Genomic DNA, 26,951 nt, shown 5'->3' with positions numbered 1-26,951 from the left:
TACGAAGTACATATTTTTGGAAGGGCCTGAGACAACTCAAATAGATTCGAATGGAATACTAGGATACAACTGGCCGCTGGAAGGCATGATTTTCAATGGGGAGCAACATGTATTCTGGCCCCCCGAATGGGGTGAGAGACCGACAGATCGTTACAGCCAAAGCCAACGCCTATGTAGATTTTGGTATTGAATTGGGAAAGCTCATGGACATTTACGAAAATGAGCAGGATCTGGAAGAGACTATTTCATTTTTTAAGCATTTTGAACCGTTAAATTAGAACGAAGAAAGGGAGAATGAAGTGAAGGTGGAACAGGATTTGGAAGACATCAAGGACAGACTGACCCAGATCGAGGCGAAGCTGGAACAAAGGTCAAATTCCGGAAGAATACTGAAAACGATGTTTATCATTTTCTTGTCTGTTTTTTTCTTGCTTTTGGTGATCGGCGTTATTCAATTTGTTTCCAACTCATCGGTATAACGAACCGGAAGAAGGGAGTTCATGATGTCCATAGAAGCGATCATTTTTGATCTGGATAATACGCTGATTCATCGTAAACAGGCGTTTGCGGCATATACGGAACGTTTTGTGGAACGCTTCATTGTGGCGGAAGATCCGGCGAGCAGGGCAGCAATAGTCGAGCACATACGCCTGGCAGATCAGGATGGATACCGTGACAAAAGGGAGCTGTATACGGAGCTGCATGCAGATTTGAAACTGAAAAATCCGGATACGACGGTACAGGAAATGCTGGGCTTTTGGTATGGTGAATTTCATAAGTTTACGGTACTGATGGACGGATCCAAGGAAGTGCTGTCCGAGCTGCGGTCGCGGGGCTTGAAGCTTGGTATCATCACCAATGGCTCACTCCGCACGCAACAAGCAAAGATCAATCGCGTGATGCTGAAGGACTATTTTGATTCCATTATCGTTTCGGGAGGCGTCCGCGTCGAGAAGCCTAATCCTCGCATATTTGAGTTGGCGTTAAATGAGCTTGGGATAACAGACGCAGGCAACGTCTGGTATGTAGGAGATCACCCGACGAATGATATTCGCGGTGCTCAAAGCGCAGGATTGCATACAATCTGGCTGGAGGGCTTTATGCCGTGGCAGGAAACGGGCATTGTACCGGATTGCAGGATTGGCAGTTTGCGCGAAATCATCGGTTGGCTGGATCATGCCAGCTATTCGGGGAATATGGGGGAGGGAGCATCATGAGTAAGGAGAAGACGGATCAGCCCAGCCCCATCTTATTCTTATTCCCGGAGCAATTCCAGACAGAACGGTTGACGCTTCGCGCTCCACAGTGGGGTGATGGGGCGATGGTCAATGAAGCCATACGAGAGAGTGTGGATGAATTGCGTCCTTGGCTGCCTTTTGCGAGAAATCTTCCTACGCCAGAGGAATCTGAAATCCGTTCACGCCAAGCCAGACTTCAATTTCTGGACCGAACTGACATGATGTTGTACGTATTTGATACGGCATCGGGAGCTTTTGTAGCCAGCAGTGGCTTGCACCGGATCGACTGGGCTGCACGCAAGTTTGAAATCGGATACTGGGTTAGAACGTCTTGCACAGGGAAAGGCATGATAACAGAGGCAGTACACGGTATCACGGATTTTGCCATACAGCATTTGGAGGCGAATCGGCTGGAGATCCGCTGTGATTCCAGAAATACGCGCAGCGCCAAGGTAGCAGAGCGGGCAGGTTTTACGCTGGAGGGTGTTTTGCGGAATGTCGAGTATGATGAAGAAGGCACATTAGCCAGCCAAATGATTTTTGCCAAGGTGCGCGGTATTGAATTTTAGCATCAGAACAATATATTTTAACCTGACTCAAGCCTGAGCGCGGATTCAAGGAACAGCATACGGTCCGGTTTGTAAATAAGCGGGCAAAGCGATCAAGGCGGTGGACAAGGATTTCAGAGGGAATACGTTGTTACTACAGGAAGATAACCATATTTACAAGCTACGTTTGTACGATATTGCGGAGGCTCGTTATGATGAATTGGATCACGAAAAATACAGACAGGCTAGTGTGCATACAATATGACATCAGCAGGAATATCAGCACTCTTGCAAGCGCTAACCTAAGGGGATACTCGACGAGATTCCAGCAGCTTGGCGAAGCTTTTCCAACGTTAGGTCAGGTGATTTAGCATGGGAAGAACTCGTAAAAGCGTCGACGTCGACAGGAAGACGAATCGGAACACAGGTGTGAAATCCTGCTGGAAGGCCCGAGCTGTGTATCTGGCTGCGGTGCTGGTCGCTATCCTGTTGGGCTTGGGAAGCCGGACCTTTTCCTCCCGGTTGCCTGAATTCGTTGCCAATCATTTTGGGGATGCCTTGTGGGCGTGCATGATTTACTTTGGGCTGAGGATGTTGTGGGTGGATCGTCGGTTGTCTGTAGCGCTGTGGGGCAGTTTGCTGTTTTGTTTCGCCATTGAGTTCAGTCAGATGTACCAGGCTCCCTGGATTAACAGTATCCGGGCGACGACATTGGGCGGGCTTGTGTTGGGAAAAGGGTTCCTGACCGCCGATCTGGTCCGGTACACGGTGGGTATTGCGGTATCCTGGGCGTTGGACCAAGGCTGCCAAAGGCTGGCGGGTATCACAACACGCACTACACATATAGACGATGACGAGTCATTCAAATAACCTGAAAAGTGAGGGTTGCGCTTGAGACAAAAGGGAAAGCGTCACAGGTTGTTCGGTAAAATGATCGGATTATGCGCAGGGTTCAGCTTGTTGTTTGCGACCATAATTGTTCCGGGGCAGGCATTGGCTGATAAACAGCTTGCGGGGCCTCTTCGTTTTGACTTTGGCCCAGGTAGCGTTGCTACAGGCTACACTCAGGTCACCGCCAAGGATGCATACACGCCCGAACGAGGCTATGGATTTACCGATCTTTCCAAGGTGAAAGAAGAGGATCGTGGTGGAAATGACGCTCTTCGTTCGGATTTCGTTCGTGTTCAGGGCTCATCCTTTGTCGTCAACTTGCCGCCTGCGGATTATACGCTTTCCCTGATCGCCGGGGATACAGACGGAAGCACAGATATTACGGTAAAGGCCGAGTCCATCGTCAAGGTAGAGCCTACCACCAAAACAGCGGGACAATTTGTGGAGGCCACATTTGAGCTTGCGCTCATCGACGGTCAGCTGGAATTGTATTTCTCGGGAAATGACCCGAAGATTAACGCGCTGGTTATTACGCCAAAAGAGACTCGAACGCAGAGTGAGCATCCTTCCGTATATCTTGCGGGGGATTCCACGGTCCAAACCTATAAATCCTCTATGAAACCTCAGGCTGGTTGGGGACAGATGATTGCGCCGTTCTTCACAGACGAGGCGACTTTTGTGAACCGTTCCATTGGTGGACGCAGCACGAAGACTTTCCTTGTACAAGGAAGACTGGATGATATTTTGCGGACCATCCGACCGGGTGATTATTTGCTCATCCAGTTTGGTCATAATGATGCGGCAATCAACAACCAAGAGCGTTATGTTTCCCCAGCGGATTATAAAGTCTATTTGAAAACCTACATTCAGGGAGTGACACATCGCGGGGCCACACCTGTGCTGATAACCCCTGTTGGTCGCAGGGATTATGACGCCGCAAGTGCTTCCTATCGAATCAGTTTTCCGGAATACGTGCAGGCTATGAAGGAAACGGCATCCGAGACAGGCGTTGCACTGGTCGATCTAAGCCAGTTAAGTGTGGCATATTATAATACACTTGGTCCGGAAGGGACACTTCCGTTATTTTTACATCTGGAGCCGGGAGTATACCCTGCGTTCCCTGATGGGGTGAAGGACGATACGCATTTTCAGGAGTATGGCGCGGAGCAAATAGCCCGTCTGGTAGCCCAGGGAATCCGTGAGCTGAATATCCCTTTATCCTCTTATGTACGGACGAATAATTCACCATAAAACGCTATTTCCATACGCATGGTATACTTAGAAAATAAGCTGGCCCTACCCAAAGATGGCTCTGTTCTGGCTTGGGTAGGGCTTTAACGTTCCGAGCAGTTTGAGCATTCATTGGCAAAATAAGATCTTCATTTAACTTGAGCCACGGGAGGAAAGGCTAATGACGGTTGCCCAGTTGAACAGACTCATTGACGGTCAAATACTCTATAATCAGCATCGGAGTTTGTTTTATATGCATGAGGGGAACGCCCTGAGGGGACCTTCACCGGAAATGACGTATTGGCTGACACAGAGAAGCCCGGAACTGCTCCTTATGCTCCAAAGCTTGAAACGGCAGCATGAATATACCGCTTTTGTCACTGGAGTAGCGGCAAAAACGCTGCACCAGTTTGTGAGCGTCAATCAGTATATTCATTTTCAATCAGATCATCTTGGTGAGCTTACGCAATTGTATGATCGACTTTTCACCCGGATTCAAAAGCTGTTCCAAAACCAAACTATGAGCGAGAGTATACTAAACATACTGCTACAGCAGCACTACGGGCATTTAAGAGATTTTCTAATTCGTACCAACGGACGGACGATGTTTGCCAAGTATGCAGAGAGTGAGTTTACCTTTTGGATACCTTGTGAGGAATATACGCCTGAATTGCAAGCAAAGCTGCTAGGATTGGACATTGCCCGCTTGCAGGAGCCTGTTCTTGATGTGGGCTGCGGAGCAGGGGCACGGCTGGTAGGCTATTTGCGTTCCCTTGGGATTGAGGCTTATGGAACAGATCGGTTGGCTGAAAAGGGAACAGGTGTTACTCAGGGAGATTGGCTGGAGACAACCTTCAAGGAAGGTGCATGGGGAACGATTATCTCTCATATGGCGTTCTCCAATCATTTTATACATCATCATCTGAAAGCTGACGGCCATATTCACGAATACGCCCACAAATATATGGAATTGCTTAGGGCAATCCGGCCGGGAGGGAGCTTTATTTACAGTCCGTGCCTTCCTTTTATGGAAAAGCTTTTGGATATCCAAGCTGGTTATCGAGTAGAGCATATCCAGTCATCTAAAGGTTATGAAGCCACGAAAATAACACGATTACGTTCATAATGGCTAAGGGTGTTGAAAGGTAAAAAGCAGAGTATGGAGGGGTGCACAATGAACATAGAAACAGCGATTGCGACTGCCGCACAGGCTCACCAGGGACAGACGGACAAGGGCGGTCAGCCTTATATTTTCCACCCCCTTCAGGTCATGAACCGAGTAGAGCATATGGACGAAAAAATAGTAGCCGTGCTGCATGATGTGCTGGAGGATACAGAGGTCACAGCGGATCAACTGAAAGAAGCGGGCTTTGGCAAACACATCATTGAAGCGGTGGAAGGACTCACTCGGAACAAGGGAGAGGAGTACAGCGATTTTATACGCCGAGCCAAAAACAATCCATTGTCCAGAGCAGTGAAAATAGCGGATATTCAGGAAAATATGAATCTGGATCGCATCCCTCATCTCACGGAGAAGGATACAGCACGAATCGAAAAGTATAAGCAGGCGCTGCAAGAGCTTCTGGATTGAACCCATTTTAAAGAAAAGCAACTGAATTATTCATGTCCCAAGTCTGCAGCATCACCACCATTCGGCAAATTGCAGAAGCGGCGCAGATTGGGTGAGGCCATCTGTACTATTATTTTAAGAAAAAGGAAGATATTTTGCTTCATCTATATAAGGGCTTAATCGGAAATATACATGAATGACATTATTTTAAATTGGGCACACCCAAATGTTTGGCAATCCAGGTATGTATAATTGAAGAATTACCACGGAGAAAGGCGGGACTTTAGTCCTTTTATTTGTCAGAGTTCATCTTGGAATGGTAGTATAAGGGTAGATATTACTCTATTTGGGATTCTATTAACAATGATTAGCCTACGGATAACCGCAATTTTCAGGAAAAGAGGAACCAGCAGCATAGCTGCTCTGAATCATAACGATTAGCCTGCGGATAACCGCAATTTTCAGAATAGATTAAACCATATTTTCCTAAATGCCGATATATCTGAATGAGGCGAAAACACACTGTTATTGTACCCGTCCATAAATAGGAAGTATATGATTGGGTTAGGAGAGTAGAAGAAGTGTCGGATCTGTATACGAAAAAAGAAGTAGAGGATTATGTAACGAATGTAGTTTTTGAGCGGCCTTTAGGTGTAAGTATTGCAGCTATTTTACTGATTTTTAATGGAGCTCTTCTGCTGGTGACACAGCTGTTGACGCTTAATGCGTTGAATGAGGCTTCTACGTTGGTGGGAATTTGCAGGGGGATGTTCCAAGGGTTCATCGCTTTGCTCGGTTTGTCAGGGGCAACTGCCGGTGTCGGCATGTTATTTGGTAAGAAGTGGGCCTGGTGGCTTGCTGTATTTTATTTTACATATGAAACGATGCGTTATGCGTGTGCGATCTTGTTTATTCCGGATGTACCTCCAATGTTGGGGGGCGTACATCTAAGTCCTGCCCTGTACTACGTAAAGTATGGTATGCGTATTGTTTGGAATTTGCTGTTTATGGTGTTTATGTGCCGTAGTACAGTGACTGGATTTTTTCAAACAAGTGGTATAAATAAGTGGAAGGCATGTATTTTATTATTTTTAATCAATGGGGTGATGGTCGGAATCGGCTGGTGGCTGATGAATTAGTATCTTCATATATGAGGAAGGAGATAGATGATGACAAGGGAAATATTTCCTGTTATGGAAACCAGCCGCTTGCATTTAAGACAGCTTACGTTGGGAGACGCGGAGGATGTGTTCGCCTATTTCTCCAAAGATGAGGTTACGAAATATTATGATCTGGAAAGCTTTACAGAGGTAAAGCAAGCAGAACATTTTATTCGTTCTATGCAATCCAAATATGAAAAGCAAGAGGGCTTTCGTTGGGGGATTACGTTAAGAGAAGCTCCTGAACGTGTAGTTGGTACTATTGGATTTCATAACTGGCACAAGAAGCACTCCCGTATTGAAATCGGCTATGAGCTGGCACCCGAATACTGGCGACAGGGCCTGATGACAGAAGCGATGAAGGCAGTGATTCATTATGGATTTCATTTGCCGCAGGTTCACCGTATCGAAGCCTTCATTGATCCAGATAACGAAGGCTCCAGACGGTTATTGCTCAAAAGTGGTTTTACCCAAGAAGGGCACTTGAGAGACTATTTTTATGAAAAAGGCCAGTTTGTCGATGCTGTTATTTTTGCTATTCTTCGAGAAGAATATCGTGCGGACTGGTAATTTTACAAATATCCTTTTTCTCCGTAAGGCTGGAGCCGATCAAGCCAGGTCTGCTCCAGCTTGGCCAGTGCATCTTTGACATCGAAGAATTCCGAATCTTTTTTCTTCAAAAGTTCCAGCACCTCAAACTCAAACGCATCTTCGCCATACTCATTCCATTCCTGTTGCAATTGTTGGTTCTGACAAGTTCCCATTTGTAACTCAAACCGACGACCGTTCAATGATTTTAAATTTGGTGTGCCAGCGACAAAAATTTTCCCGTTGTGTGTATTGCGAATGCAGTAGATTCCGGCCTCTGTCTTGATCTCCATATACTGCTGCACCAGTTCTTTTCTTCGATTCATTTTGAGTCCTCCTTATTTTACAAATATCGTGCTTCAAGATTCCTTCAACCAATATTCACTGCCATCCCGCTTGCGATCCAACAGACTATATTCAATCATATATCTTCGCACCGTGACATAATCGTCATACACTTCCTGCAAAATGGCATTAATATCCTTCTCATGATACGTCTTTCCTATCTCAAAACGTCCCGCAATTTCACGCAGCACAATCAACTTATGCTTTTCCTGCATTTTGAAGGTTTTCAGGCGATCCTGTGTGCCATCTGGAAAATACTTTGCCAGTACCTTTTGTCTTTCGTCTTCGGTAATGTTGTAGCGTTCATCCACCATCCGTGCCCGTACCGGCACCTCGACGATAACGGGAGCGTGGCGGTCTTTTTCTTTTAGCAGCTCCATCAAGGTCAGAAATACCTTGGCCTGCCGTTCCTTTTCTTTGAGGCCAAAGCGATGATTGCGGATGGTGGATGCGCTGCCGATTCCGGTTTCCTTTTGAATATCCGCATCGCCCATGCCTTGATAAAACAACTGGAGCAATCGATTCTGATGATCCGTCAGTCCGGTCAGCTTTTTGTCCAGGCCGATCAAATAGTCAAAGACCGAACCGTACGTCCGCTCAATATGAAGACGCATATACCGCTCCGCGTCATAAAATACCCCTTCATCCTGATATATGATTCCCTGCTCGTAGCGCTGTCCGTCCAGTAGACAAACCACCTGTTCTTCCTGACGGATATACCCACGCTTCAGTTCCTCAATTCCAGCATTCCAGAATAGTTCAGAATGATCCATTTTAACAAACACCTCGATTAAATGATGATTATTTTATAGACAATATAACATTTTGTTTATATAAAATCAATGGATGATATGTATTAAATAATGATACTTATAAACGGGATATATATTATGTTCAAAAAAGGGATTCAGGTTTTTGTAGAGATGTACTAGGCCTAACAGGTGACATTTCTATTGAAGCGTATGAAAATGTGATTTTCGAACAGTTTGTATTTAATGAGGATTTCATACAAAACATGAAAACTACCAAACAGTCCATATATAATTTGAATATTTCTATTTTAAACGATGATGAAAAAGTGATTGGCAGCTATTTTTATCATCTGTCAAAATCCTATGTAATCCATAAGTTTAGTTATAATAAAGGAGTATTCAATTTAGAATTAACAGGTACAATTGAAAATAAACCAACTCCTGTTGAATTAAGACTATGGGAGTTTCTAAAAGGAACTCATCCCGTTGAAAGTCATATATGGAGAGGTTTCTCTAAACAAGAACAGGCTAGCTGGCTAACGGTAATTAGACTATATTCTGCACCTCATCTATCTTCCAAACGAGACGAACGAGGAGAAATTTATACTATAGAAGGCGAATACATATCTGATTTTACAACATTTTTTATAGCATTGGGTGAAGCGATTAATGGGCCCGGAGGGTACTATGGATTTAGCTTGGACAGTATATCGGACTGTCTCTGTGGAGGTTTTGGGGCATTAGGACCGTTCACGATCCATTGGAAAAACGCACATTATTTCTTGGAAAGATTCGAGGAAGAATGGGACCAAGAAGAGAGATGTTATGGATTTTCACCACAGCAATATTTTATGGATCTTTTAACGATCTTGGTATCAGGTATGTTACCGTGAATTTTTCTTCGAATTAAGATAGCAAAGCAAGAAGGGAATTTTTTTGAAATGAACTATAAATTAATGCAACCACCTTTTGATATGAGAGAATACTCAGAAATGAGTAAAAATGAAGCGAAAGAACATTTTAATTGGTTTAAACAACAAATGCCTTCGCGTTTAGAACAACTTGGCGCATTTTCACAGATACATCTGGAATATAGTCATCGCTCACTTATAGATATTTGGGAATGGTATCTAAGAAATGTACAGATTCAAAACAAAAGTACGTCAGAATTAGAAGAGGAGTATTCAAGAACTTCTAAATGGATGAAAGTATATTAATGACAAAAAGCTTAGTACCCAATCCCAAGCATTTACACTGGACATCGGAATTTATCTGGGGGAAGTTGTAAAAAGTAATCATAGTGGGTTGGATTGGGGAGTTGTTTTTAAACCTAAGTCGTATGTTAGCGTAAATCGTCCTGTTATCACTGGTTTGACTAAGGAAACAGATATGGATGTGATCATGATCGTAACGAATAAAATGTATCTGGTTCTAGACGGAGAGCGTAACCCCAATGCTTTATTCGACATTTATAATACGTGGAAGAAATATATTTAAAGTTGCCTGATAGAAAGGGATTACGATGTTCGAATCTAATTGAGTGGGAAGATCGGTAAAAAAGTATTTTGAATATTATACAAAGAACAGAGAGCCGTAAGCATGTTAACGGCTCTCTTCATCGTCTTCCGGCAAGTATTCGATTAGTTCACCAGGGAGTACGCCAAGGGTTCTACAAAGTGTATTCAAGGTTGGAAAGTCAATTCGGGCGTTTGCGTTGGAGGCCAAAGCTTTAACCGTATTTCAATTAATTCCCGTAATAGAAACAATATCTTTTTGTTCGAGTCCACGATCCTTCATGATTTTATCAAGAGAAAATCTAATCACAACAATTCCTCCAAAGTAATTAAGTAAACTAGTTGACATAAATAAAAGCGAAGTCTATACATGCAATTAAGTAACCTAGCTAACAAGATTATAAGTAATCTAGATTGATGCCTTCATAGGATCAAAATGCTTTGAAATTAGCAACAGTCACTATGTTGCTAATCCTAAACAAATAATGCGTGAGGAGGGGTTAAATAAACGGAAGGAATCTAGTCTGTATCATTCTCAACATACTCGATTACATCTTGAACATGGCAGTCTAGAGCTTTACAAATTTTATCTAGCGTATCAAATTTCACACCGTCTGTTTCTTCGTTGTAAAGTTTGGTGATTCCGTTTCTATGTAATCCAGTCATGCGGGAAAGCTCGGCAATATTTACTCGTTTTTCGCCCATAATACGGGAAAGATGAATCTTTATCATATTTTCCTCCAGCTAAATGCATTCTATAGTGTTAAAAAGTAACATCGAAGTATTGGCAATATACGCTGTTGAATATATACTAAAAACAATAAAAGTAACACTGTAATGTGCATTGAGTTTATTGGGATGTTATTTGTGAACGTTGTAGTAATATGCTTATCGTACCAAAACGTTTTACAATTAGCAATAAATTATCGTCCAGACACCTAGTTTAGAACAAACCATCTGTAGAAGAAAGGATATTGACACAAATACAATAAGTAGTAATGCTCATAACAACGTTTTAAATATTTTAATGAATTCTTTAGTCTTTAATATCATTGGATAAATGAATAGACGAATGGAGCGAGGATGTATGACAGAATCAGTAATGGGATTGGAGCGGGTCTCAATGGGTGCAGGGGCCGTATGATTTCCCTCATATGTATGAGATATGTGAAGGCGTTCTTTATAACCGTCAATATTTCTTTTACCTCGAAGATGGCATACTATGCTTGCGCCATGTAAAAAAGGTTGAACAAACGTATCATACACATCTTTACTTGGATGGAGAGAGCGGAGGGCTGCAACTGGCAGAGGGCGTAGAAGGGGAAGTTCTGCAAGTTGTCACGGAGATCATCGAACGCTTACGCGCCAAGGATGGGCTGACATTTTTATTCGATGAACTGCTGTGGCTACATGGTAGGGGACCCATTGAATTAAACCTTTTCAATAAGAAGGATGAAGTGACTCCAGCGACAGACAACTTGCTACGAAAAAAGTGATCCTTATGCTCTATATCATTGAACTTACCGAATAGAAAAAAAGCTTATCATTTCAGCGAATATATCAGTTGCTGACTGATAAATACGAGTGGATTGCGAGCCAATATGGTCAATTCCAGCACAACAGCACCAACAGAAGGAGTAAAACCCCAATCACCCCCCAATAATATGTTCTGCTGCTGCTCTAATATAGGTATAGGTGGCTGAGGCTCTTCCAAGCCATATTGCTCTAAGAGTCTCTCTTTCGTTTCATGATCTATGACAAGGATCTCCTGTGCAAAGGTATAGCAGACAGGAACGCTTAATTGTATTAAAAGAAGTAATGTAACTGGTATAAGCACTTTTTTGCTTTGCATGGTTAGCTCCTATGACCTCTGTTTTTGACCTCTTAACTTTTGTATCTACCATAATTGCATGTACTTGTCGAGCATTTGAGGGGAGATATGATGAAGCCACCTCTGCACTAGATACGGAGACAGAAGTGGCAATTCAACTTAGGACTCTTTTAATTTGCCTATAAAGATTCCTGAAGGGCTTTAGAAGAAGTGCCGTAATCAGCATAACGAGGGAGCACAATAGTGTAGTATATTCCTACAATAACGGTACAGACCCCAACTAATAAAAACAAGACTTCAATTGAAATAAATGAAGGAAAGCTTACAGCAATGAAACCCAATGTAAGAGATTGGGACAGCATCATTAGCGGATTAATTAAACCTTGCACACGTCCCATCATTTGAGGATCTACAATACAAGGCAGCCATCCTCCTATGCCAATATTAATGAACGGAAGTACCAGTGCAATGGCGAAGTTGATAATCAAAAATACATAGAGGTGATTAACAAATCCAAGTGTGCATATACCAATTCCGGCTACCAGAACTCCCGCTGCAATCATTTGGTGTAGCTTTAGCTTGGTGGAGATAAGAGAAGCGATTAAGGTGCCAAGCAACACACCTGACCCAAAAATAATACCTGCCCATACCATATACTGCTCATAGTTGCCTGGAGCTAGCTTATATTTAAGAATAAACATCGGTAAAACGCTAAATCCACCATTTAAAATACCGAACATAAAAAAGCCTGAAACCAACCAAATCAATAGTCTGTTGCGTAATATGTAAAGAAACCCTTGTTTAAAGTCATGCATGACCAGTTTAAATTTTAATTGCTTAAATTGATGTGCCCCGTTTGGAAGGCGTACTTCCTTTGGAATTTTGCAGGAACGGATAAGCAGTGCAGACACAATAAAAGAAACAGCATCAATTAGGATCGCTCCAGTAATTCCAAAATGCCAGTAAACGACGGCCCCCAGAGTTCCTCCAAACAACATGAAAAGACTCCCCATCATTTGATTGAGGCCTGCGGCAATGGTGTAATCATCTTTGTTTAAGATTCCCTGTATAATGGCACTTTCGGCTGGGAAAAAAAATTTGGAAGCAGCACTACGGATGAAGAGGCAGGCAAATATCAGAGGAATCGAATCAACCCAAACAAAAATAAGCAAACATAAGGATAAAAAAGCGCTGATCCAATCACAATTAACAGCAATTTTTTGTCGGTCCATCCGATCTGCCAGCACTCCAACCACGAGAAATACTGCCAGCATCGGGAGCGAATACATTAACTCGGCAAGCGTTGCATAGTATGGCTGATTCGTAAACCGTTTCAACAAATAAAACATGAATGCAGTAACCCCAATAATTCCTCCCATTTGTGAGGCGAACGTTGCCAGAAAAAGCCTGACATAATTCTTGTTTCTGAGTACTTGTTTTAATCCAGTCACAGTTCCATCCCTTTCGCTTTCAAAGCGGTTTTTAGATGCCTAATTAAAATAATAGTGAAAAGTAGGAATTTTGTACAGAAAAGTGACTTTAATGTCATATTAAAATTTGAGTTTGCATCGTATCGGACCCTCTGTCTTTTAAATTCTGCTATTAACGATAAACATAGTAGGGTGGACTGGGGAGTTGTTTTTAAACTCGTTTGGCGTAGTATGAGGTGCAACATAAACTAAATAACCAGCCGTCGGTTGATATCCGACGACTGGCTGGTTAACTTGCCAGGTGTTTGATTCCTGACTCACAAATGGGGGGCAGTCTCTAATCTAAATTAACCCAAATCCTCGCCATTCGTAGCAATCACTTTTTTATACCAGTCGAAGCTTTTCTTTTTTTTGCGGTTAAGGGTTCCGTGGCCTTCGTCGTCCTGATCCACATAAATAAATCCGTAGCGTTTGGACATTTCTGAAGTGGATGCACTGATGATATCAATTGCTCCCCAACTGGTATAGCCAATCACCTCAACGCCATCCAGGATAGCTTCTTTTAGTTGTTCAATATGCTGTCTAAAATAGTCAATCCGGTAATCATCTATAATGGAGCCGTCTTCTTCGACAGTATCCTTGGCTCCCAGCCCGTTTTCTACCACAAACAAAGGCAATTGATAGCGATCATATAATTCTTTCAAAACCGTTCTCAAGCCAATCGGGTCCAACTGCCAGCCCCATTCCGTCACCTTCAGATTTGGATTTTTGACGGTACTGTACAGGTTACCTCCAGTAACTCCATACTTCTCCGGCGTTGTAGTGGAGACGAGGGATGTATAATAGCTGAAGGAAATAAAGTCGACAGTATTTTCTTTCAAAGTCTGATCGTCTTCTGCTTCTTTTACGATATGAATTTGATGATCCTCAAAATAACGCTTGATGATTGGCGGGTAGCTGCCACGTACTTGGACGTCGGTGTGAAGCAGGTTCATCTGGTTGTCGATTTGAGCTTGCTGCACATCTTCCGGGCTGCTCGTAGCAGGATAATGGATCATTCTGGCTAACATACAGCCGATTTGGAACGCCGGATTGATTTCACGTGCTCTTTTGGTTACCAGGCTGCTGGCGACGAACTGATGGTGTAATGCCTGATAGGACGCTTGCAGCAGATTATTTTCCTTGTCCCCGACAATTCCGCCGCCTGTGAACGGTTCAATAAGGGTTGTATTGATTTCATTGAACGTCAGCCAGTATTTCACTTTATTCTGATATCTGTTCATAACGGTCTCGGCATACTTCACAAAGAACGAAATGACCTTTCTGTTTTTCCATCCGCCATAATTCAATACCAGCGTCATCGGCATTTCATAATGCGATAGAGTAACCAGAGGTTCAATGTCGCATTTACGTAGCTCGTCAAAAACATTGTCATAAAATTGTAGGCCAGCCTCATTTGGCTCCTGATCGTCTCCATTAGGGAAAATGCGGCTCCAGTTAATGGAAAGACGGAATGTTTTGAAGCCCATCTCAGCAAATAACGCAATATCTTCTCTAAAATGATGATAAAAATCAATTCCATAACGCTTCGGATAACCCTCGGCTGTTTTTGTTTCCATGGCCTCTGCAATCGTTTCACTGGATACGTGCATTAGGGCACTAAGATTGGCATAATCTTTTTTCTTATAATAAGGAACCATATCTGCGGTAGACAAGCCTTTGCCGTCTGCGTCAAATGCGCCCTCAGCTTGATTGGCGGCGATAGCGCCTCCCCATAGAAAGTTCTCGGGAAATACTTGTGCTTTACTCATAAGTGTGTGCTCCTTTATCGTTTTTTAGATTTCTACCTTCAGTACGGGTTCCTTCATGATGATATCCCCCAGCTTGATTGGAAAAACAGATTGATAATCGCTTGTATTGGTGACAACCATGGCTGTTGTGATATCATATTCTTTTGCGATATGCTCCAGATCAAACGTGAGCAGCTTATCGCCTGCTTGAACTACATCACCAGCCTGAACATGAGCCTCAAAAAACTGCCCGCGAAGTTTAACGGTATTGATGCCTACGTGGATGAGCAGCTCTGCACCGTCGTTGCTGCGAATAACCATGGCGTGCTTCGTTTTGAACACATTCAGCACGGTGCCGCTTACAGGTGAGGACAACTCGCCAATGGAAGGAACAAAGGCCACGCCTTTACCCATCAATTCGTCACCAAATGTCGGATCATTCACTTCCTTTAGTAGAATCGACCGACCTGTCATAGGAGCATAAATCGTCTCATTCGAAGCGGGAATATTTACATCTTCCTGTATCTCATTAGAGGAATCCGTTGAGCTGTCACGGTTTGCTGGAGAGACGGCCGTTTCGCTCGTGGTTTGCACATCTTCGTCGTTCTGTTCTTCGTTAATACCAAGTAGAATAGCAGCGATGGTGGCCACAACAAATGCGATTACCATACCGCCAAATGCATACCAGAACGTCGGTCCAATCAGGGCAGGTAGCCCCGGAATCCCCCCGTTGCCCGCCAGTACATAGGCATTCGCACCAAAGGCAAGGGAGAAGCCACCACCTGCGGCACTACCGATCATACCTGCTACAAAAGGTCGTTTATATCTCATATTAACTCCATACATAGCAGGCTCGGTGACACCCATAAGTGCTGTCAGGCTTGTAGAAAATGCTACAGATTTCAGCTTCTTATCCTTGGCACGGAAGAATACTCCCATAGTTGCTCCTGCCTGACCCATATTGGAGATGTACGTTAGCGGCAGAAACTTGTCGAAACCCAGTTTTGCCAAATTGCCGATCATGACTGGAACGAGTGCATAGTGCATGCCTGTCATCACGATCAGCGCCATAGCTCCGCCCAAAATAATACCTGCGAACAAGCCGCCTTCGGAAATCAGCCAATTAATACCGCCTGACAATCCATTACCGATCAGAGTACCCAGCGGTCCAATAGCGATCAATGTAACCGGAACGACAATGAGCATCGTAATCAATGGGACAAGTAATAGCTTAAAAGAAGAAGGAATGATACGGTCTACGCCTTTTTCGATATAAGACATCAGCCAAATGGCCAGAAGTATAGGGATAACGGAGGACGCATAGGTAACGGCAGTAACCGGAATACCGATAAAAGAAACAGCTTGACCACTCGATAATAACGTTCCCATGTCCGGGTACATGAGTGCTGCACTGACGGCAACGGCGACATAAGGGTTACAACCGAATTTTCGGGCGGCACTTACAGCAATAAGCAGCGGCAGAAAATAAAAGACTCCGTCTCCGATCGCTGAGATAATTCGATACGTATCCGTGCCCGCTGTAAGCCAGCCCACGGATACGAGCAAAGCAATCAAACCTTTGAGCAAACCCGCACCGGCAATGGCAGGCAAAATAGGAGCAAATACACCTGCAATGAACTCAAACAATCTGGAGATAGCATTTTGTTTCTTTTTTTCAGAAGGTTTCTTTTCGCTGGAGTCGCTCTTTAAAACAGGATATAGCTGTGCCATCGCATTGAATACTTTGGCCACTTCATTGCCGATAATGACCTGAAATTGATCACCAGATACATTTGTGCCCATAACCTTGTCCAGCTTCTTTAATTCATCCTGATTTACCTTGCCGTTATCCTTGAGATCAAAGCGTAAGCGTGTAACGCAATGATATACAGAATTAATATTGTCTGTTCCACCAACGGAGGCCACAATTTTTTTGGCTGTTTCCTGTTGATTCATCTTGAATTCCCCCATTTTTAGGTAAAAAAATACCCGAATGAGCAGACCCACGTATCGTGAGCCTTTTTCATTCAGGTTTTGCCTGATTTAACAGTGACAAGCCTTGAAAATATTTATTTTCTTTTGATGAGACGCTCCAAATGCAGTGTCAGATACAACTGCTCAGAATGCGTCATGGTATACTCGTAATTCTTTTGAATAAATCTTTCGATTTTACCAATGCATTTAAAAGTGTCCGCATAATTTTTCTTCACGACTTCATACAAATATTCTTCTGCATCATCATGGCTTGAATGTGTAATAACGCGCTGGCAAAAATATTTGAGATGTGTAATAAAACGGAAGTAATTCACACTGTCCTCATCAAATTCCACATTAAAATGATATTTGATAATGTTCATGATCTCCTGAAGCAACTGCATCATATGAGTGACATCATTCATCGAATCATTAATTTCAGCATTCACGAAATGAAGGGCAATATTACAAATCTCTTCCTTAGGGAATTCAATGCCCAGACGTTCGCGCAAAAGCGTCAACGATTCTTTGGCAGCGTCATATTCAGCCTTATAAAAATGCTGAATTTCCCATGATAGTGGGTTGCGTACGATCATGTCATGCTCCATACGCTGTATGGCAAAATGAATATGATCGGATAGGGATACATAGATACCGTCACTTATTTTTTTGTTCAACTGTGTGCGCGCCAGACTAACAATGTCATCGGTGACTTGTAAAATATCAATCGGAACTTCCATGACAGTCGCTTTAAACTTCTCATAAATATTTGCATCCTGAAGACGGAAAATTTTCTCGATCCGATTTTCATCAATCGGGTCACCCGCACGGAAGTTAAAGCCGATACCCCGGCCGAGGATAAGCAGCTCCTGATTTTTATCATCCACCGTACTGACAATATTATTGTTGAAGATTTGTTTAATTATCACATTGAACCACCCATTTTGAGGAATAAAAAAGAGCAAAACTACAACAGAAATAAACATCATCATCTCCGTTGTGGTTTTGCCCGCATTACCGGTAACAAGCCTCACGGATAAGTTATCATGATCTGAAAACGTTGTCAACTTTTTTTGAGATTAGAAGTGAACCACCAGTAGAATCTTTTGCTATACTAAAAAAATAAAATTTTACAGAATCATGTTACATAAAGGAGATTACGATGATACCATCCGTTGGAGATATTTATTGTGTGTACTCGGACAAATTGCAGCAATATGTAGCCTGTCAGATCACCATGCTTAGAGAGACTGATTCTAAAAGAAACCCACAGCTTGCTGCTGTACTTGAACTGGATTGGACAGGAGATCGTCTACCGGATGGGGCAGAACTACATACGATGAAACCTCTCGTTTGCGATTTTTATTTCTGGAACCATCGCTTAGATCATAGTTTTGTCGGAGCCAATGTCCCGCCTAACTATACTTTGGTCGGCAATATTCCACCCTTAGTTCAGGAGGAAACGAACAGTTACAGTGGCGGGTGGCATGTTGGAGGAAGCCTGCATCGTCAGCGTAATTGGGAAAAGATTGATCCGGGTAAACGGGAACAATTTAAAGCTGCTGCAAACGATGACACCTTGATTGAGATCGGGGGTCAGAGCATACGCCGGGATACCAGTAAAATTAACGATACGATCCTGCAAGTGATAGACGATATGTCTGAATTGGACAAGCTTCCTTGCCTGATGACGATACACACTGATAACGCAGATCAAGCACTGATTCATTATGTAAATAGCAATCCATTGATTCATGAACTTCAGCTCGCATCATGTAGCTCAAGCCAACTGGATCTCAGAAATAGTCATGTGAGTCGGCTTATTTTAAATGCAGAAGGTATCGAAGAACTTTATCTGAACGAGGATCTGGAACAACTCATGTTAAGCGGCACCCTTTCACTCGGTCTGGCGATTCATGCTCATGAGGATGGACGATGGATGGGTGTTCAATATTCTGCCGATGTTCCGACATTTCACGGACTTGATCGTTTAAATGCGCTTTCTTTGACCAATGTTAAAGAAATCAATATGCAGCAAATTGTCGTTCGTTTTCCTCATCTGTATGAATTACGGATCTGGGGCAAGCCGGGAATCATCTCTAATCTGCATAGCTTAGAGCAACTCAAGGAGCTGCACCGATTCACTACATACGACCTGTTCGGATTCACGGGTGAAGAATTTCCTGCTCCAGACCGATTGCCGCATTTGTCCATGTTGTGGATGACCAGCTTACCAACAGACGCAGGCAAGTTGATTAAGGCTGCTTACAAAAAAGAAGTCCCACGTGGACTAGACCTCTCCATTACCAAAGCACGTAAACCGGAATGGCTGGCTGAAAATCTGGACAATCCGTTTCGGGATTGGGATGGACGCGAGCAGATCACAGCAGCCAATGCCAAAAAATCCGCCCAACTGTATAAAAAAATGCTGGCAACTGTACGAACACTGGATGAACAAATGGGCATCGATACAGTGAATGCAACATTGAAATCGCTGGTGACGGAATACACTGAAGCTTTTAACAAAATGGATCGACGTACCGGTTTTATCGAAACGGTAGAACGCGAAGAAATTTATATGGTGCTGGCAGGTCTATTGGATCAAGTAGAGCAGCAGCTTGGTGAACAAAGAAAAACTCTCATTGACAGAGATCCGTTGTTTGAGCTTTTTGATCAACTGCGTGATTTTTAGAAAATGAAATTGAAGGAAATATGATAATTACTCCGATTCTAATTCAAATGGCGGGGGTGGGGTGTACATTCGTCTGCATACTGCCTAATTTGGTTCCTGATACTATGATTTGTACGATAAAAGCGCCAAGGCTGGGGGACAAACCCACCTATGGCGCTTGTTTTCATACGAAATATCCCGATTCATCTAATTTATGCATTGGTATGTTGAGAAAAAGGAAATGCTCATTGACGGAAAAGTTTATACAATGGAAGAAGGATAAGAACTGTGAAATTCGACTTTTGATGAAGGATTTCATATAATGTGAGCATATTGTGAACAACTTAAATTGAGAATTTTGCAAAAACTGAAATGAAAATGATTTCCGTCCAGCTATGAATTTCAAAATTTGACGGAGGGAACGAGATGACAATGGAAGAGAGCAGCAGACAGGTACCTTGGCAGAGTTATTATGGACCTAATCTAGGTTATGTGCAGGACCAGTATGAAAAGTATGTAGCGGACCCCGGAACAGTTGATCCGGCTTACCGCGAGCTGTTTGATCAATGGGGTGAGCCGCCGCAATCCGAATACTCGGCTGCTTCCATGATAGACTACAAATTGCAAGGCCCCCCGGCAAGCGCTCAGGGACATCTTGACTCGAACACATTACAGAAAGCGGTTACAGCCGGGAAAATGGTGTGGAACATCCGTGAATACGGACATTTGGCTGCACAAATAGACCCGCTGGGACTGGATGCGGAGCAGGATACTCGCTTGCTTGATCCGGCATCCTACGGTTTAACTGAACAGGACCTAAAGGCTTTTCCGGCCTCTTTAATATGGGATAACGCTCCTGCTGGAACACTTAACGGCTGGGAAGCCATCCAACGTCTTCGTGTGGCATACACAGGCCCGATTGCCTATGAATTTAGTCACATTCATAATGAGGAGGAACGCCGCTGGCTGAACAGCTATGCTGAATCCGGCTGGTCCTCCAAACCACTCACCACACAGGAACGCAAGGCATTGCTAGGCAGACTGGTAGAGGTGGAGCAATTCGAAGAGTTTTTGCATAAAACGTTTGTCGGACAGAAACGTTTTTCCATCGAGGGTAATGATGTCCTTGTACCGGTACTCGACGAAATTATCCGTCTTACGACGAATGCAGGTGCAAGCCACGTCTTGATGGGGATGGCGCATCGTGGTCGTCTGAATGTACTGGCCCATGTGCTGGGCAAGCCTTACAGCAAGATTTTCTCTGAATTTCATCATTCTCCGAATAAGGATCTGATTCCGTCGGAAGGCTCAACAGGAATTAATTACGGCTGGACCGGAGATGTAAAATACCATCTGGGTGCCGATCGTTTTGTAAAGGATGGGGAAGCGGTACAGGCCCGTCTGACATTGGCGAATAACCCGAGTCATCTGGAATACGTGAATCCGGTCGTGCAGGGCTTTTCCCGCGCAGCGCAGGAGGATCGCAGGGAAGCAGGCTATCCGAAGCTGGATGTCAGCAAGGCGGCAACGATTATCATGCATGGCGATGCGGCTTTTCCAGGTGAAGGCATCGTGGCCGAATCACTCAATTTCACGAATTTGCGCGGTTTCCGTAATGGCGGCTCGGTTCATATTATTGTTAACAATCGTTTGGGCTTTACAACGGAAAGCGTGGACTCACGTTCGACCCGCTATGCAAGCGATCTGGCCAAAGGCTATGAAATTCCGATCGTACACGTGAACGCGGACAATCCCGAGGCGTGTATTGCAGCAGCTCGAATGGCTGGTGAATATCGCAACCGTTTCAAGAAGGATTTCCTGATTGATCTGATTGGCTACCGCCGTTACGGTCATAATGAATCCGATGATCCGGAAACAACGCAGCCGCTGGTATACAGCAAGGTGAAAAACCATCCAACGGTTAGCAAATTGTACGCTCAAATCCTGATTAAGCAAGGAATTGTGGATGAAGCGTATAATGCTGGGCTTATCGAAAAGGTGCAAAATCGACTGAAGGAAGCACACGAGCATGTGAAGAATAACCCGGAAGAGGAGCCGAAAATTGCTCCTGCCAAGGCAAAACGGGGTCAGGATTCTGTGGTCCCTACGGCTGTAGAGTTGAAAAAGCTGCGCCAGATCAATGAAAACCTGCTGAAATGGCCGAAAGACTTTCAGGTATATCCGAAGCTGGACCGTATTCTACAGCGCAGAAAAACGGCTCTGAACGATGGCGAAAAGGTAGATTGGAGCTTGGCGGAAACGCTGGCTTTGGCTACAATTCTGGCCGATGGAAAACCGATTCGTATGACAGGTCAGGATGCAGAGCGGGCAACCTTTGCTCACCGTAACCTCGTGCTGCATGAGCCTGAAACGGGCAATACGCATTGCCCTCTGCATACTTTGCCGGAAGCACGTGCTTCGTTCAGTATTCATAACAGCCCGTTGTCCGAGGCGTCTGTTCTTGGCTTTGAATATGGCTATAACGTGTACTCTCCTGAAACGTTAGTGATTTGGGAAGCGCAATTCGGTGATTTTGCCAACTGTGCGCAGGTTATTTTCGACCAGTTCATTTCCGCTGGCCGCGCCAAATGGAGACAGAAATCCAGTCTGGTGATGCTGTTGCCTCATGGTAGTGAAGGACAAGGACCGGAGCATACAAGCGCACGTCTGGAGCGTTTCCTCCAACTGTCTGCACAAAATAACTGGACTGTCGCTAACTTGAGCAGTGCCTCGCAGTATTTCCATCTGCTGCGCCGTCAGGCTGCATTAAGCGAGAGTGAGGAAGCTCGTCCGCTTGTGATGATGTCGCCGAAGAGTCTCATTCGTAACAACCGTGTCGCTTCGCCTGCTTCGGAGTTCAGCGAAGGAACATTCCGTCCCGTGCTGGAGCAGCCCGGATTGGGTGCGCGCCCGGATCGTGTCGAGCGGATTGTACTGTGCAGTGGCAAGATTGCTATTGATCTGGAAGAGGCTTTGGATAAGGATAAGGCTGAAGCGGAGGACCGTCTGCACATCATTCGCGTCGAGCAGTTATATCCTTTCCCGGAAGAGGAAATTCGGAATATTTTTAGCCGCTTTCAACATGTTAAGGAATTCGTATGGGCACAGGAAGAACCGAAAAACATGGGTGCCTGGAGTTACATCGAGCCTCGTCTGCGGAATGTAGTGCCACAAGGAGCGGAAATTCGCTACGCAGGCAGACCGGATCGTTCCAGCCCGGCGAGTGGTTATCAGCAAGTACACAGCCTAGAGCAGCAGCGAATTATTCAATCAGCGTTGAAGCAGGATTCCAAAAACAATATTACACTGGGGAGGTAGCGGCTGTGAGCGATATTTTAGTGCCAGCAATGGGAGAATCCATCACGGAAGGAACAATCTCCAAATGGCTTGTGAAGGAAGGGGATTCCGTAGGACAGGGAGATGTTCTACTGGAACTGGAAACCGATAAGGTCAATCTGGAAATTAGCGCAGAGGAAGCGGGCGTAGTCCAGAAAATCCTTCGTCAGGAAGGGGAAACGGTGGTTATTGGTGAAGCTGTAGGCTTGATCGGAAGCGGCAGTGGGAGCGTTAGCGCAGGATCATCCGGTGTCGGAGAAGCAGCAGCGACCAAAGCGCCGGAGGCACCGCCTGTAGCCACTTCGCCTGCTTCCATAGAAGGCGGTGGCAAATCAGCAGCGGAACAGGCCGCACAGCCTATTGCATCCAACGGTGACGGGAACGGTCAAACGGCATCTCCCTCTGCCCGGAAGCTGGCACGTGAGCGTGGAATTGATCTGGAGCAGGTACAGGGGAAGGACCCGCTCGGACGCGTGTTCCAGGAGGACGTTAAAACGCATGCAAACAGCGCCGATGTTTCGCGTGCTGCATCACCTGCACCTGCTTCTCCCGCTGCGAATAAGCCTGCTGCTGCGTCTCCGTCTCAGACAGAGTACAGCAAGCCGGTAGAACGTCAGCGCATGTCCCGCCGCAGAGCGACCATTGCCAAACGTCTCGTTGAGGCACAGCAAACGGCCGCTATGCTTACGACCTTTAATGAAGTGGATATGACCGCCATCCTTGATGTTCGCAAACGCCGCAAAGATAAGTTCAAGGAGAAGCACGATGTTGGGCTGGGCTTTATGTCCTTCTTTACGAAGGCAGTGGTCGGTGCGCTCAAGCGATTCCCTACTGTGAATGCGGAAATTAACGGCGATGATATCGTACTGAAAAAATACTATGATATCGGGATTGCCGTATCTGCGAAGGAAGGGCTGGTTGTACCCGTTGTACGGGATGCTGATCGTCTCGGCTTTGCCGAAATTGAGAAGAGCATTGCAGAGCTGGCTGGTAAAGCACGTTCCAATTCGCTTTCTCTGGCGGATCTGCAAGGTGGAACCTTTACCATTACCAACGGAGGTATTTTCGGTTCCCTGCTGTCTACGCCGATCCTGAATACACCGCAAGTGGGTATTTTGGGAATGCATAAAATCCAGCTTCGCCCCATTGCCATTGACGAGGAACGTATGGAAAATCGTCCGATGATGTATATCGCGTTGTCCTACGATCACCGGATTATTGATGGCAGCGAAGCGGTTCGCTTCCTGGTAACGGTCAAAGAATTGCTGGAAGATCCGGAATCGCTGTTGCTGGAAGGATAAAATACATCAACAGTTGTATTTAATTTTTACGTCTATGAAAAAGCAGGCTCTTGCGGGTCTGCTTTTTTTCCTGCATAGTTAAAACATAAGATTACAGGTAACAGGATACTCAGATGCGAAAGAAGGGTGGGGGACTGTTTTGGATCATGATTTGCGCTACCCGATTGGGCCATTTGTCGTTCCAGATACGATTACAGAAGAACAGCTTGTGGCATGGACTCAAGATATTGCTGAACTGCCTTCTCAGCTTCGTCAGGCGGTCGAAGGGCTGGACGAGCAACAGATGAACACGCCTTATCGCGAAGGAGGCTGGACGGTTAGGCAGGTTGTCCATCATTTGGCAGACAGTCATATGAACGGTTATATTCGCTTCAAGCTGGCGCTAACAGAGGATACACCCACGATTAAGCCATATGATGAGGGGCGTTGGGCCGAAATACCGGATGCAAGGGAGCTTCCGCTGGAGCCTTCTCTGCAATTGCTGGAAGGGCTGCATGAACGGTGGGTGGTTGTGTTGCGTTCGCTGGGGGCTGATCAATTACACCGAACGTTTATCCATCCGGAATCGGGTCAGACGATTCGACTGGAACGAAACATCGGCATCTATGCCTGGCATGGCAAACATCATATAGCTCATATTACTTCCCTAAGAGAACGGAATGCATGGTAATTTTGAACATAACCTCAAAGTAAAAAGTAAACACAAAAAAGAAACCTTCAAGTCCACTGTAATCGTGGTTTTGAAGGTTCCTTTTTTATTCCAGCGAGGATGATTTTTGGACAAAGCGGATCAACCGGATGTCTCAGAGCCTCCAGACAAAACAGAAACGGAGGTCGCTGCTGTGTTGACATGGCGATCCAGCCAATCCACGATATCAGTCATGACCTCATGGCGGTTCGTTTCATGCAGCATCTCATGTCGGCCGTCAGGATAGAGACGATATTCTACATCCTGAAGCTTCAAACTCCTGTACATATCCACCAGCGATAGAACGCCTTTACCGAACAACCCCACCGGATCACGGTCCCCGGCAAAAATATAGACTGGCAGCTTGGGATTGATTTTTTCGAGTGAGGAGGGCCAATGGATTTCCTGCAAAAGCCGGAAAAAATCTAGAAAAAAGCCTGTCGTGCAGATGGCTCCGCATAACGGATCATGCACGAATTGATCTACTTCCTCGGGATCGCGGGATAACCAGTCGAACGCTGTACGCACCGGACGAAAGGCTCGATTAAACCCGCCGAAGACCATAGCGTTGAGCAGTATGCTGCGGTGATCCATTCCTTGCAGTTTGGCTTGCAGCAGGGCAACTTGTTCTCCAAGTTTCAGCAGGCCACGCCGTCCGTTCGTTCCCGATAAAATAAATCCGTGATACTGTTGCTTATCATCATACATGATTTTCTGGGCTAAAAAGGATCCCATACTGTGACCGAGCAAAAAACGAGGCTGATCCGGAAACTCCTTGGCCGCAATTTCGCCCAGACCCAGCATACCGCTTGCCATTCGTTGGAATGCATTCGCCCCTGGCATGCCAAGCTTCTCAGAATCACCGGCGGTACGTCCGTGGCCAATATGATCGTTGGCATATACACCATAGCCGGAAGCTGTAAGCTTCTCAGCCAAGCGAATATAGCGGTAGGATGTCTCGCACATCCCGTGCGAAATCTGAACGATTCCCCGCACGGGCGTATGCTGATCCGGTAGCCAGCGGTAGGCAAAAAGCTCCGTTCCGTCATTTTCAGCGATGGTGAAGGTATATTCCCGCATAAGTTAGACAACACACCCTTTAAGCTTTAAGGAAGATAAGATCTAAGGACAGTCATTCCGTCATTCAGCGTGTAACCACCCAGATTAGCGGGGAGCAGGAAGCAATCTCCAGCTTTGCAGGACAGAGACGACGAATGATTGTCCCACGTTAATGTACCACTGCCTTCGCAAATCACGAGAATGGTAAAGCTGTCATCGGTTGTGGAAAGCGCCCAGCTTCCCTCTACGATACCCTTTTCCACGACAAAATAATCACAGGCTGCGAGTTGAAGCCATTCACCCGGCTGTAAACCGCCTGTCTTCATTGTTGTTGCACCAGCCCCCTCGTAAGAGGTCACATTGAGGGAATCCTCGATATGCAGTTCACGGGGCTTGCCATCCAGACCAGGACGGTTGTAGTCATATAACCGATAGGTGGTATCTGAATTTTGCTGAATTTCAGCAACAACAACGCCTGCACACAACGCATGTACGGTTCCAGCAGGGATGAAGAATGTGTCGCCTGCCTCAACAGGAACCTGACGCAAGCTACCCAGGATGTCTCCGCTTTCAAGAGCGGTACGCAGACTGTCCCGGGTCACGCCCTCGGTCAAACCGTAAATAATTTTGGCATCCGGCTTGGCATCAAGCACGTACCACATTTCGGTTTTTCCCAGCTCTCCGGCTGGAAGTCCTGCATAATCGTCTGTCGGATGCACTTGCACGGACAGATCGTCATTGCAATCCAGCAGCTTGATCAGAAGCGGAAAACGTCCGCCTTTTTCCGATACACCCTTGGCCCCGAGCCAGTCCTGCCCGTAGGTTTGGCGAATTTCATCTAGCCCCTTGCCAGCCAGCTCGCCATTGATGACCGTTGTGGTTCCATTCGGATGATCAGCAATCATCCATCCTTCCCCAATATGCCCTTCCGGCGGGGTTAAACCGAATTGCTCCAAGGCTCGTCCTCCCCAAACTCTCTCTTTGAACTCAGGTTGAAATTGCAGCGGGTATGGCTTTAGCATAATTTCTCTCCTC

At 45.1% G+C, this 26,951-nt stretch carries 26 protein-coding genes and 2 pseudogenes; 17 read left to right on the top strand and 11 right to left on the bottom strand.

Features of this window, described 5'->3' with window-relative positions; genetic code table 11:
* The first annotated feature begins 95 nt into the window (after window positions 1–95).
* The 10 genes from QD47_RS32155 to QD47_RS13910 all read left to right on the top strand — a co-directional run bounded on the left by QD47_RS32155 (window position 96) and on the right by QD47_RS13910 (window position 7,207).
* Entirely contained in the window at window positions 96–278 is a 183-nt protein-coding gene (locus QD47_RS32155; RefSeq protein WP_044646704.1) for a hypothetical protein, read from the top strand.
* A 21-nt stretch (window positions 279–299) separates the two neighbouring features.
* Window positions 300–479: a hypothetical protein gene (locus QD47_RS13950; protein WP_044646703.1), complete on the top strand. Its 180-nt coding sequence runs from the start codon at window positions 300–302 to the stop codon at window positions 477–479.
* Window positions 480–503: 24 nt separating this feature from the next.
* Window positions 504–1,217, top strand: coding sequence for an HAD family hydrolase (locus QD47_RS13945; RefSeq protein ID WP_044646702.1), 714 nt, complete (start codon window positions 504–506; stop codon window positions 1,215–1,217).
* Window positions 1,214–1,807, top strand: coding sequence for a GNAT family N-acetyltransferase (locus QD47_RS13940; protein ID WP_044646701.1), 594 nt, complete (start codon window positions 1,214–1,216; stop codon window positions 1,805–1,807). The genes QD47_RS13945 and QD47_RS13940 overlap by 4 nt, the downstream gene beginning before the upstream one ends.
* Window positions 1,808–2,158: 351 nt before the next feature.
* Entirely contained in the window at window positions 2,159–2,656 is a 498-nt protein-coding gene (locus QD47_RS13935; RefSeq protein ID WP_044646700.1) for a ribosomal maturation YjgA family protein, read from the top strand.
* A 60-nt stretch (window positions 2,657–2,716) separates the two neighbouring features.
* Window positions 2,717–3,928, top strand: coding sequence for a rhamnogalacturonan acetylesterase (locus tag QD47_RS13930; protein ID WP_044646699.1), 1,212 nt, complete (start codon window positions 2,717–2,719; stop codon window positions 3,926–3,928).
* Between the two features lie 160 nt (window positions 3,929–4,088).
* The gene (locus QD47_RS13925) at window positions 4,089–5,033 is read left to right on the top strand and encodes a class I SAM-dependent methyltransferase (RefSeq protein WP_044646698.1); all 945 of its coding nucleotides are present in this window, start codon (window positions 4,089–4,091) and stop codon (window positions 5,031–5,033) included.
* A 48-nt stretch (window positions 5,034–5,081) separates the two neighbouring features.
* On the top strand, window positions 5,082–5,498 hold the full coding sequence (locus tag QD47_RS13920) for an HD domain-containing protein (protein WP_044646697.1): 417 nt from the start codon (window positions 5,082–5,084) through the stop codon (window positions 5,496–5,498).
* A gap of 560 nt (window positions 5,499–6,058) precedes the next feature.
* Window positions 6,059–6,616 carry a hypothetical protein gene (locus QD47_RS13915; protein ID WP_044646696.1) on the top strand — a complete coding sequence of 186 codons (558 nt, stop codon included), beginning with the start codon at window positions 6,059–6,061 and terminating at the stop codon, window positions 6,614–6,616.
* 30 nt (window positions 6,617–6,646) lie between these two features.
* Window positions 6,647–7,207 (top strand): GNAT family N-acetyltransferase, encoded by a 561-nt coding sequence (locus QD47_RS13910; RefSeq protein ID WP_044646695.1) that lies wholly within the window; start codon window positions 6,647–6,649, stop codon window positions 7,205–7,207.
* Between the two features lie 2 nt (window positions 7,208–7,209).
* On the opposite strand, the gene QD47_RS13905 is transcribed toward QD47_RS13910, so the two are convergent.
* On the bottom strand, window positions 7,210–7,551 hold the full coding sequence (locus QD47_RS13905) for a GIY-YIG nuclease family protein (protein ID WP_044646694.1): 342 nt from the start codon (window positions 7,549–7,551) through the stop codon (window positions 7,210–7,212).
* A 33-nt stretch (window positions 7,552–7,584) separates the two neighbouring features.
* Window positions 7,585–8,343, bottom strand: coding sequence for a DUF2087 domain-containing protein (locus QD47_RS13900; RefSeq protein ID WP_044646693.1), 759 nt, complete (start codon window positions 8,341–8,343; stop codon window positions 7,585–7,587).
* A gap of 242 nt (window positions 8,344–8,585) precedes the next feature.
* Here QD47_RS13900 and QD47_RS13895 point away from each other — a divergent pair, with 242 nt between their 5' ends.
* Together QD47_RS13895 and QD47_RS13890 are read left to right on the top strand one after the other, a co-directional pair.
* Window positions 8,586–9,215, top strand: coding sequence for a barstar family protein (locus QD47_RS13895; protein WP_235332262.1), 630 nt, complete (start codon window positions 8,586–8,588; stop codon window positions 9,213–9,215).
* 48 nt (window positions 9,216–9,263) lie between these two features.
* Window positions 9,264–9,539, top strand: coding sequence for a hypothetical protein (locus QD47_RS13890; RefSeq protein WP_044646692.1), 276 nt, complete (start codon window positions 9,264–9,266; stop codon window positions 9,537–9,539).
* 385 nt (window positions 9,540–9,924) lie between these two features.
* Here QD47_RS13890 and QD47_RS33170 read toward each other — a convergent pair.
* Together QD47_RS33170 and QD47_RS13875 are read right to left on the bottom strand one after the other, a co-directional pair.
* Window positions 9,925–10,050, bottom strand: a pseudogene (locus QD47_RS33170) (helix-turn-helix domain-containing protein); the annotation flags it as partial.
* A 305-nt stretch (window positions 10,051–10,355) separates the two neighbouring features.
* The gene (locus tag QD47_RS13875; RefSeq protein ID WP_044646690.1) at window positions 10,356–10,568 is read right to left on the bottom strand and encodes a helix-turn-helix domain-containing protein; all 213 of its coding nucleotides are present in this window, start codon (window positions 10,566–10,568) and stop codon (window positions 10,356–10,358) included.
* 355 nt (window positions 10,569–10,923) lie between these two features.
* On the opposite strand from QD47_RS13875, the pseudogene QD47_RS13870 reads away from it, so the two are divergent.
* Window positions 10,924–11,332, top strand: a pseudogene (locus QD47_RS13870) (hypothetical protein).
* Between the two features lie 47 nt (window positions 11,333–11,379).
* Here the strand turns inward: QD47_RS13870 and QD47_RS13865 are convergent.
* From QD47_RS13865 to licT, 5 genes are all read right to left on the bottom strand, one after another.
* Complete coding sequence (locus QD47_RS13865; protein WP_044646689.1) at window positions 11,380–11,688, bottom strand: hypothetical protein; 309 nt, start codon at window positions 11,686–11,688, stop codon at window positions 11,380–11,382.
* 158 nt (window positions 11,689–11,846) lie between these two features.
* Window positions 11,847–13,118 (bottom strand): MFS transporter, encoded by a 1,272-nt coding sequence (locus tag QD47_RS13860; RefSeq protein ID WP_044646688.1) that lies wholly within the window; start codon window positions 13,116–13,118, stop codon window positions 11,847–11,849.
* 326 nt (window positions 13,119–13,444) lie between these two features.
* On the bottom strand, window positions 13,445–14,908 hold the full coding sequence (locus QD47_RS13855; protein ID WP_044646687.1) for a glycoside hydrolase family 1 protein: 1,464 nt from the start codon (window positions 14,906–14,908) through the stop codon (window positions 13,445–13,447).
* Window positions 14,909–14,932: 24 nt separating this feature from the next.
* The gene (locus tag QD47_RS13850) at window positions 14,933–16,843 is read right to left on the bottom strand and encodes a beta-glucoside-specific PTS transporter subunit IIABC (RefSeq protein WP_044646686.1); all 1,911 of its coding nucleotides are present in this window, start codon (window positions 16,841–16,843) and stop codon (window positions 14,933–14,935) included.
* Window positions 16,844–16,956: 113 nt separating this feature from the next.
* Window positions 16,957–17,790: a BglG family transcription antiterminator LicT gene (gene licT / locus QD47_RS13845; protein WP_044646706.1), complete on the bottom strand. Its 834-nt coding sequence runs from the start codon at window positions 17,788–17,790 to the stop codon at window positions 16,957–16,959.
* 233 nt (window positions 17,791–18,023) lie between these two features.
* Here licT and QD47_RS13840 point away from each other — a divergent pair, with 233 nt between their 5' ends.
* The 4 genes from QD47_RS13840 to QD47_RS13820 all read left to right on the top strand — a co-directional run bounded on the left by QD47_RS13840 (window position 18,024) and on the right by QD47_RS13820 (window position 24,839).
* On the top strand, window positions 18,024–19,553 hold the full coding sequence (locus QD47_RS13840; protein ID WP_044646685.1) for a hypothetical protein: 1,530 nt from the start codon (window positions 18,024–18,026) through the stop codon (window positions 19,551–19,553).
* A 405-nt stretch (window positions 19,554–19,958) separates the two neighbouring features.
* Complete coding sequence (locus QD47_RS13830; RefSeq protein ID WP_044646683.1) at window positions 19,959–22,850, top strand: 2-oxoglutarate dehydrogenase E1 component; 2,892 nt, start codon at window positions 19,959–19,961, stop codon at window positions 22,848–22,850.
* A gap of 5 nt (window positions 22,851–22,855) precedes the next feature.
* Complete coding sequence (odhB, locus tag QD47_RS13825) at window positions 22,856–24,169, top strand: 2-oxoglutarate dehydrogenase complex dihydrolipoyllysine-residue succinyltransferase (protein WP_044646682.1); 1,314 nt, start codon at window positions 22,856–22,858, stop codon at window positions 24,167–24,169.
* A 139-nt stretch (window positions 24,170–24,308) separates the two neighbouring features.
* Window positions 24,309–24,839 carry a YfiT family bacillithiol transferase gene (locus QD47_RS13820; RefSeq protein ID WP_044646681.1) on the top strand — a complete coding sequence of 177 codons (531 nt, stop codon included), beginning with the start codon at window positions 24,309–24,311 and terminating at the stop codon, window positions 24,837–24,839.
* Between the two features lie 120 nt (window positions 24,840–24,959).
* Here the strand turns inward: QD47_RS13820 and QD47_RS13815 are convergent, their stop codons facing one another.
* Both QD47_RS13815 and QD47_RS13810 read right to left on the bottom strand, forming a co-directional pair.
* On the bottom strand, window positions 24,960–25,937 hold the full coding sequence (locus tag QD47_RS13815) for an alpha/beta fold hydrolase (RefSeq protein WP_044646680.1): 978 nt from the start codon (window positions 25,935–25,937) through the stop codon (window positions 24,960–24,962).
* 26 nt (window positions 25,938–25,963) lie between these two features.
* Window positions 25,964–26,938: a type I phosphomannose isomerase catalytic subunit gene (locus tag QD47_RS13810; protein WP_044646679.1), complete on the bottom strand. Its 975-nt coding sequence runs from the start codon at window positions 26,936–26,938 to the stop codon at window positions 25,964–25,966.
* Window positions 26,939–26,951: the final 13 nt, after the last annotated feature.

The sequence above is a fragment of the Paenibacillus terrae genome (assembly GCF_000943545.1).
Lineage (GTDB): Bacteria > Bacillota > Bacilli > Paenibacillales > Paenibacillaceae > Paenibacillus > Paenibacillus terrae_A.
Note: the sequence above shows the minus strand (reverse complement) of the source record. Positions and strands in the feature narration are given on the sequence as shown.

Bases quoted from the DNA above. Each gene is read 5' to 3' on its own strand.
- QD47_RS13890 (WP_044646692.1), top strand. From the start codon at position 9,264: ATGAACTATAAATTAATGCAACCACCTTTTGATATGAGAGAATACTCA.
- QD47_RS13815 (WP_044646680.1), bottom strand. From the start codon at position 25,937: ATGCGGGAATATACCTTCACCATCGCTGAAAATGACGGAACGGAGCTT.
- QD47_RS13850 (WP_044646686.1), bottom strand. From the start codon at position 16,843: ATGAATCAACAGGAAACAGCCAAAAAAATTGTGGCCTCCGTTGGTGGA.
- QD47_RS13930 (WP_044646699.1), top strand. From the start codon at position 2,717: ATGATCGGATTATGCGCAGGGTTCAGCTTGTTGTTTGCGACCATAATT.
- QD47_RS13910 (WP_044646695.1), top strand. From the start codon at position 6,647: ATGACAAGGGAAATATTTCCTGTTATGGAAACCAGCCGCTTGCATTTA.
- QD47_RS13855 (WP_044646687.1), bottom strand. From the start codon at position 14,908: ATGAGTAAAGCACAAGTATTTCCCGAGAACTTTCTATGGGGAGGCGCT.
- QD47_RS13810 (WP_044646679.1), bottom strand. From the start codon at position 26,938: ATGCTAAAGCCATACCCGCTGCAATTTCAACCTGAGTTCAAAGAGAGA.
- QD47_RS13900 (WP_044646693.1), bottom strand. From the start codon at position 8,343: ATGGATCATTCTGAACTATTCTGGAATGCTGGAATTGAGGAACTGAAG.
- QD47_RS13840 (WP_044646685.1), top strand. From the start codon at position 18,024: ATGATACCATCCGTTGGAGATATTTATTGTGTGTACTCGGACAAATTG.
- QD47_RS32155 (WP_044646704.1), top strand. From the start codon at position 96: ATGGGGAGCAACATGTATTCTGGCCCCCCGAATGGGGTGAGAGACCGA.
- QD47_RS13935 (WP_044646700.1), top strand. From the start codon at position 2,159: ATGGGAAGAACTCGTAAAAGCGTCGACGTCGACAGGAAGACGAATCGG.
- QD47_RS13945 (WP_044646702.1), top strand. From the start codon at position 504: ATGTCCATAGAAGCGATCATTTTTGATCTGGATAATACGCTGATTCAT.
- QD47_RS13905 (WP_044646694.1), bottom strand. From the start codon at position 7,551: ATGAATCGAAGAAAAGAACTGGTGCAGCAGTATATGGAGATCAAGACA.
- QD47_RS13925 (WP_044646698.1), top strand. From the start codon at position 4,089: ATGACGGTTGCCCAGTTGAACAGACTCATTGACGGTCAAATACTCTAT.
- QD47_RS13830 (WP_044646683.1), top strand. From the start codon at position 19,959: ATGACAATGGAAGAGAGCAGCAGACAGGTACCTTGGCAGAGTTATTAT.
- QD47_RS13895 (WP_235332262.1), top strand. From the start codon at position 8,586: ATGAAAACTACCAAACAGTCCATATATAATTTGAATATTTCTATTTTA.
- QD47_RS13920 (WP_044646697.1), top strand. From the start codon at position 5,082: ATGAACATAGAAACAGCGATTGCGACTGCCGCACAGGCTCACCAGGGA.
- QD47_RS13875 (WP_044646690.1), bottom strand. From the start codon at position 10,568: ATGATAAAGATTCATCTTTCCCGTATTATGGGCGAAAAACGAGTAAAT.
- QD47_RS13940 (WP_044646701.1), top strand. From the start codon at position 1,214: ATGAGTAAGGAGAAGACGGATCAGCCCAGCCCCATCTTATTCTTATTC.
- QD47_RS13865 (WP_044646689.1), bottom strand. From the start codon at position 11,688: ATGCAAAGCAAAAAAGTGCTTATACCAGTTACATTACTTCTTTTAATA.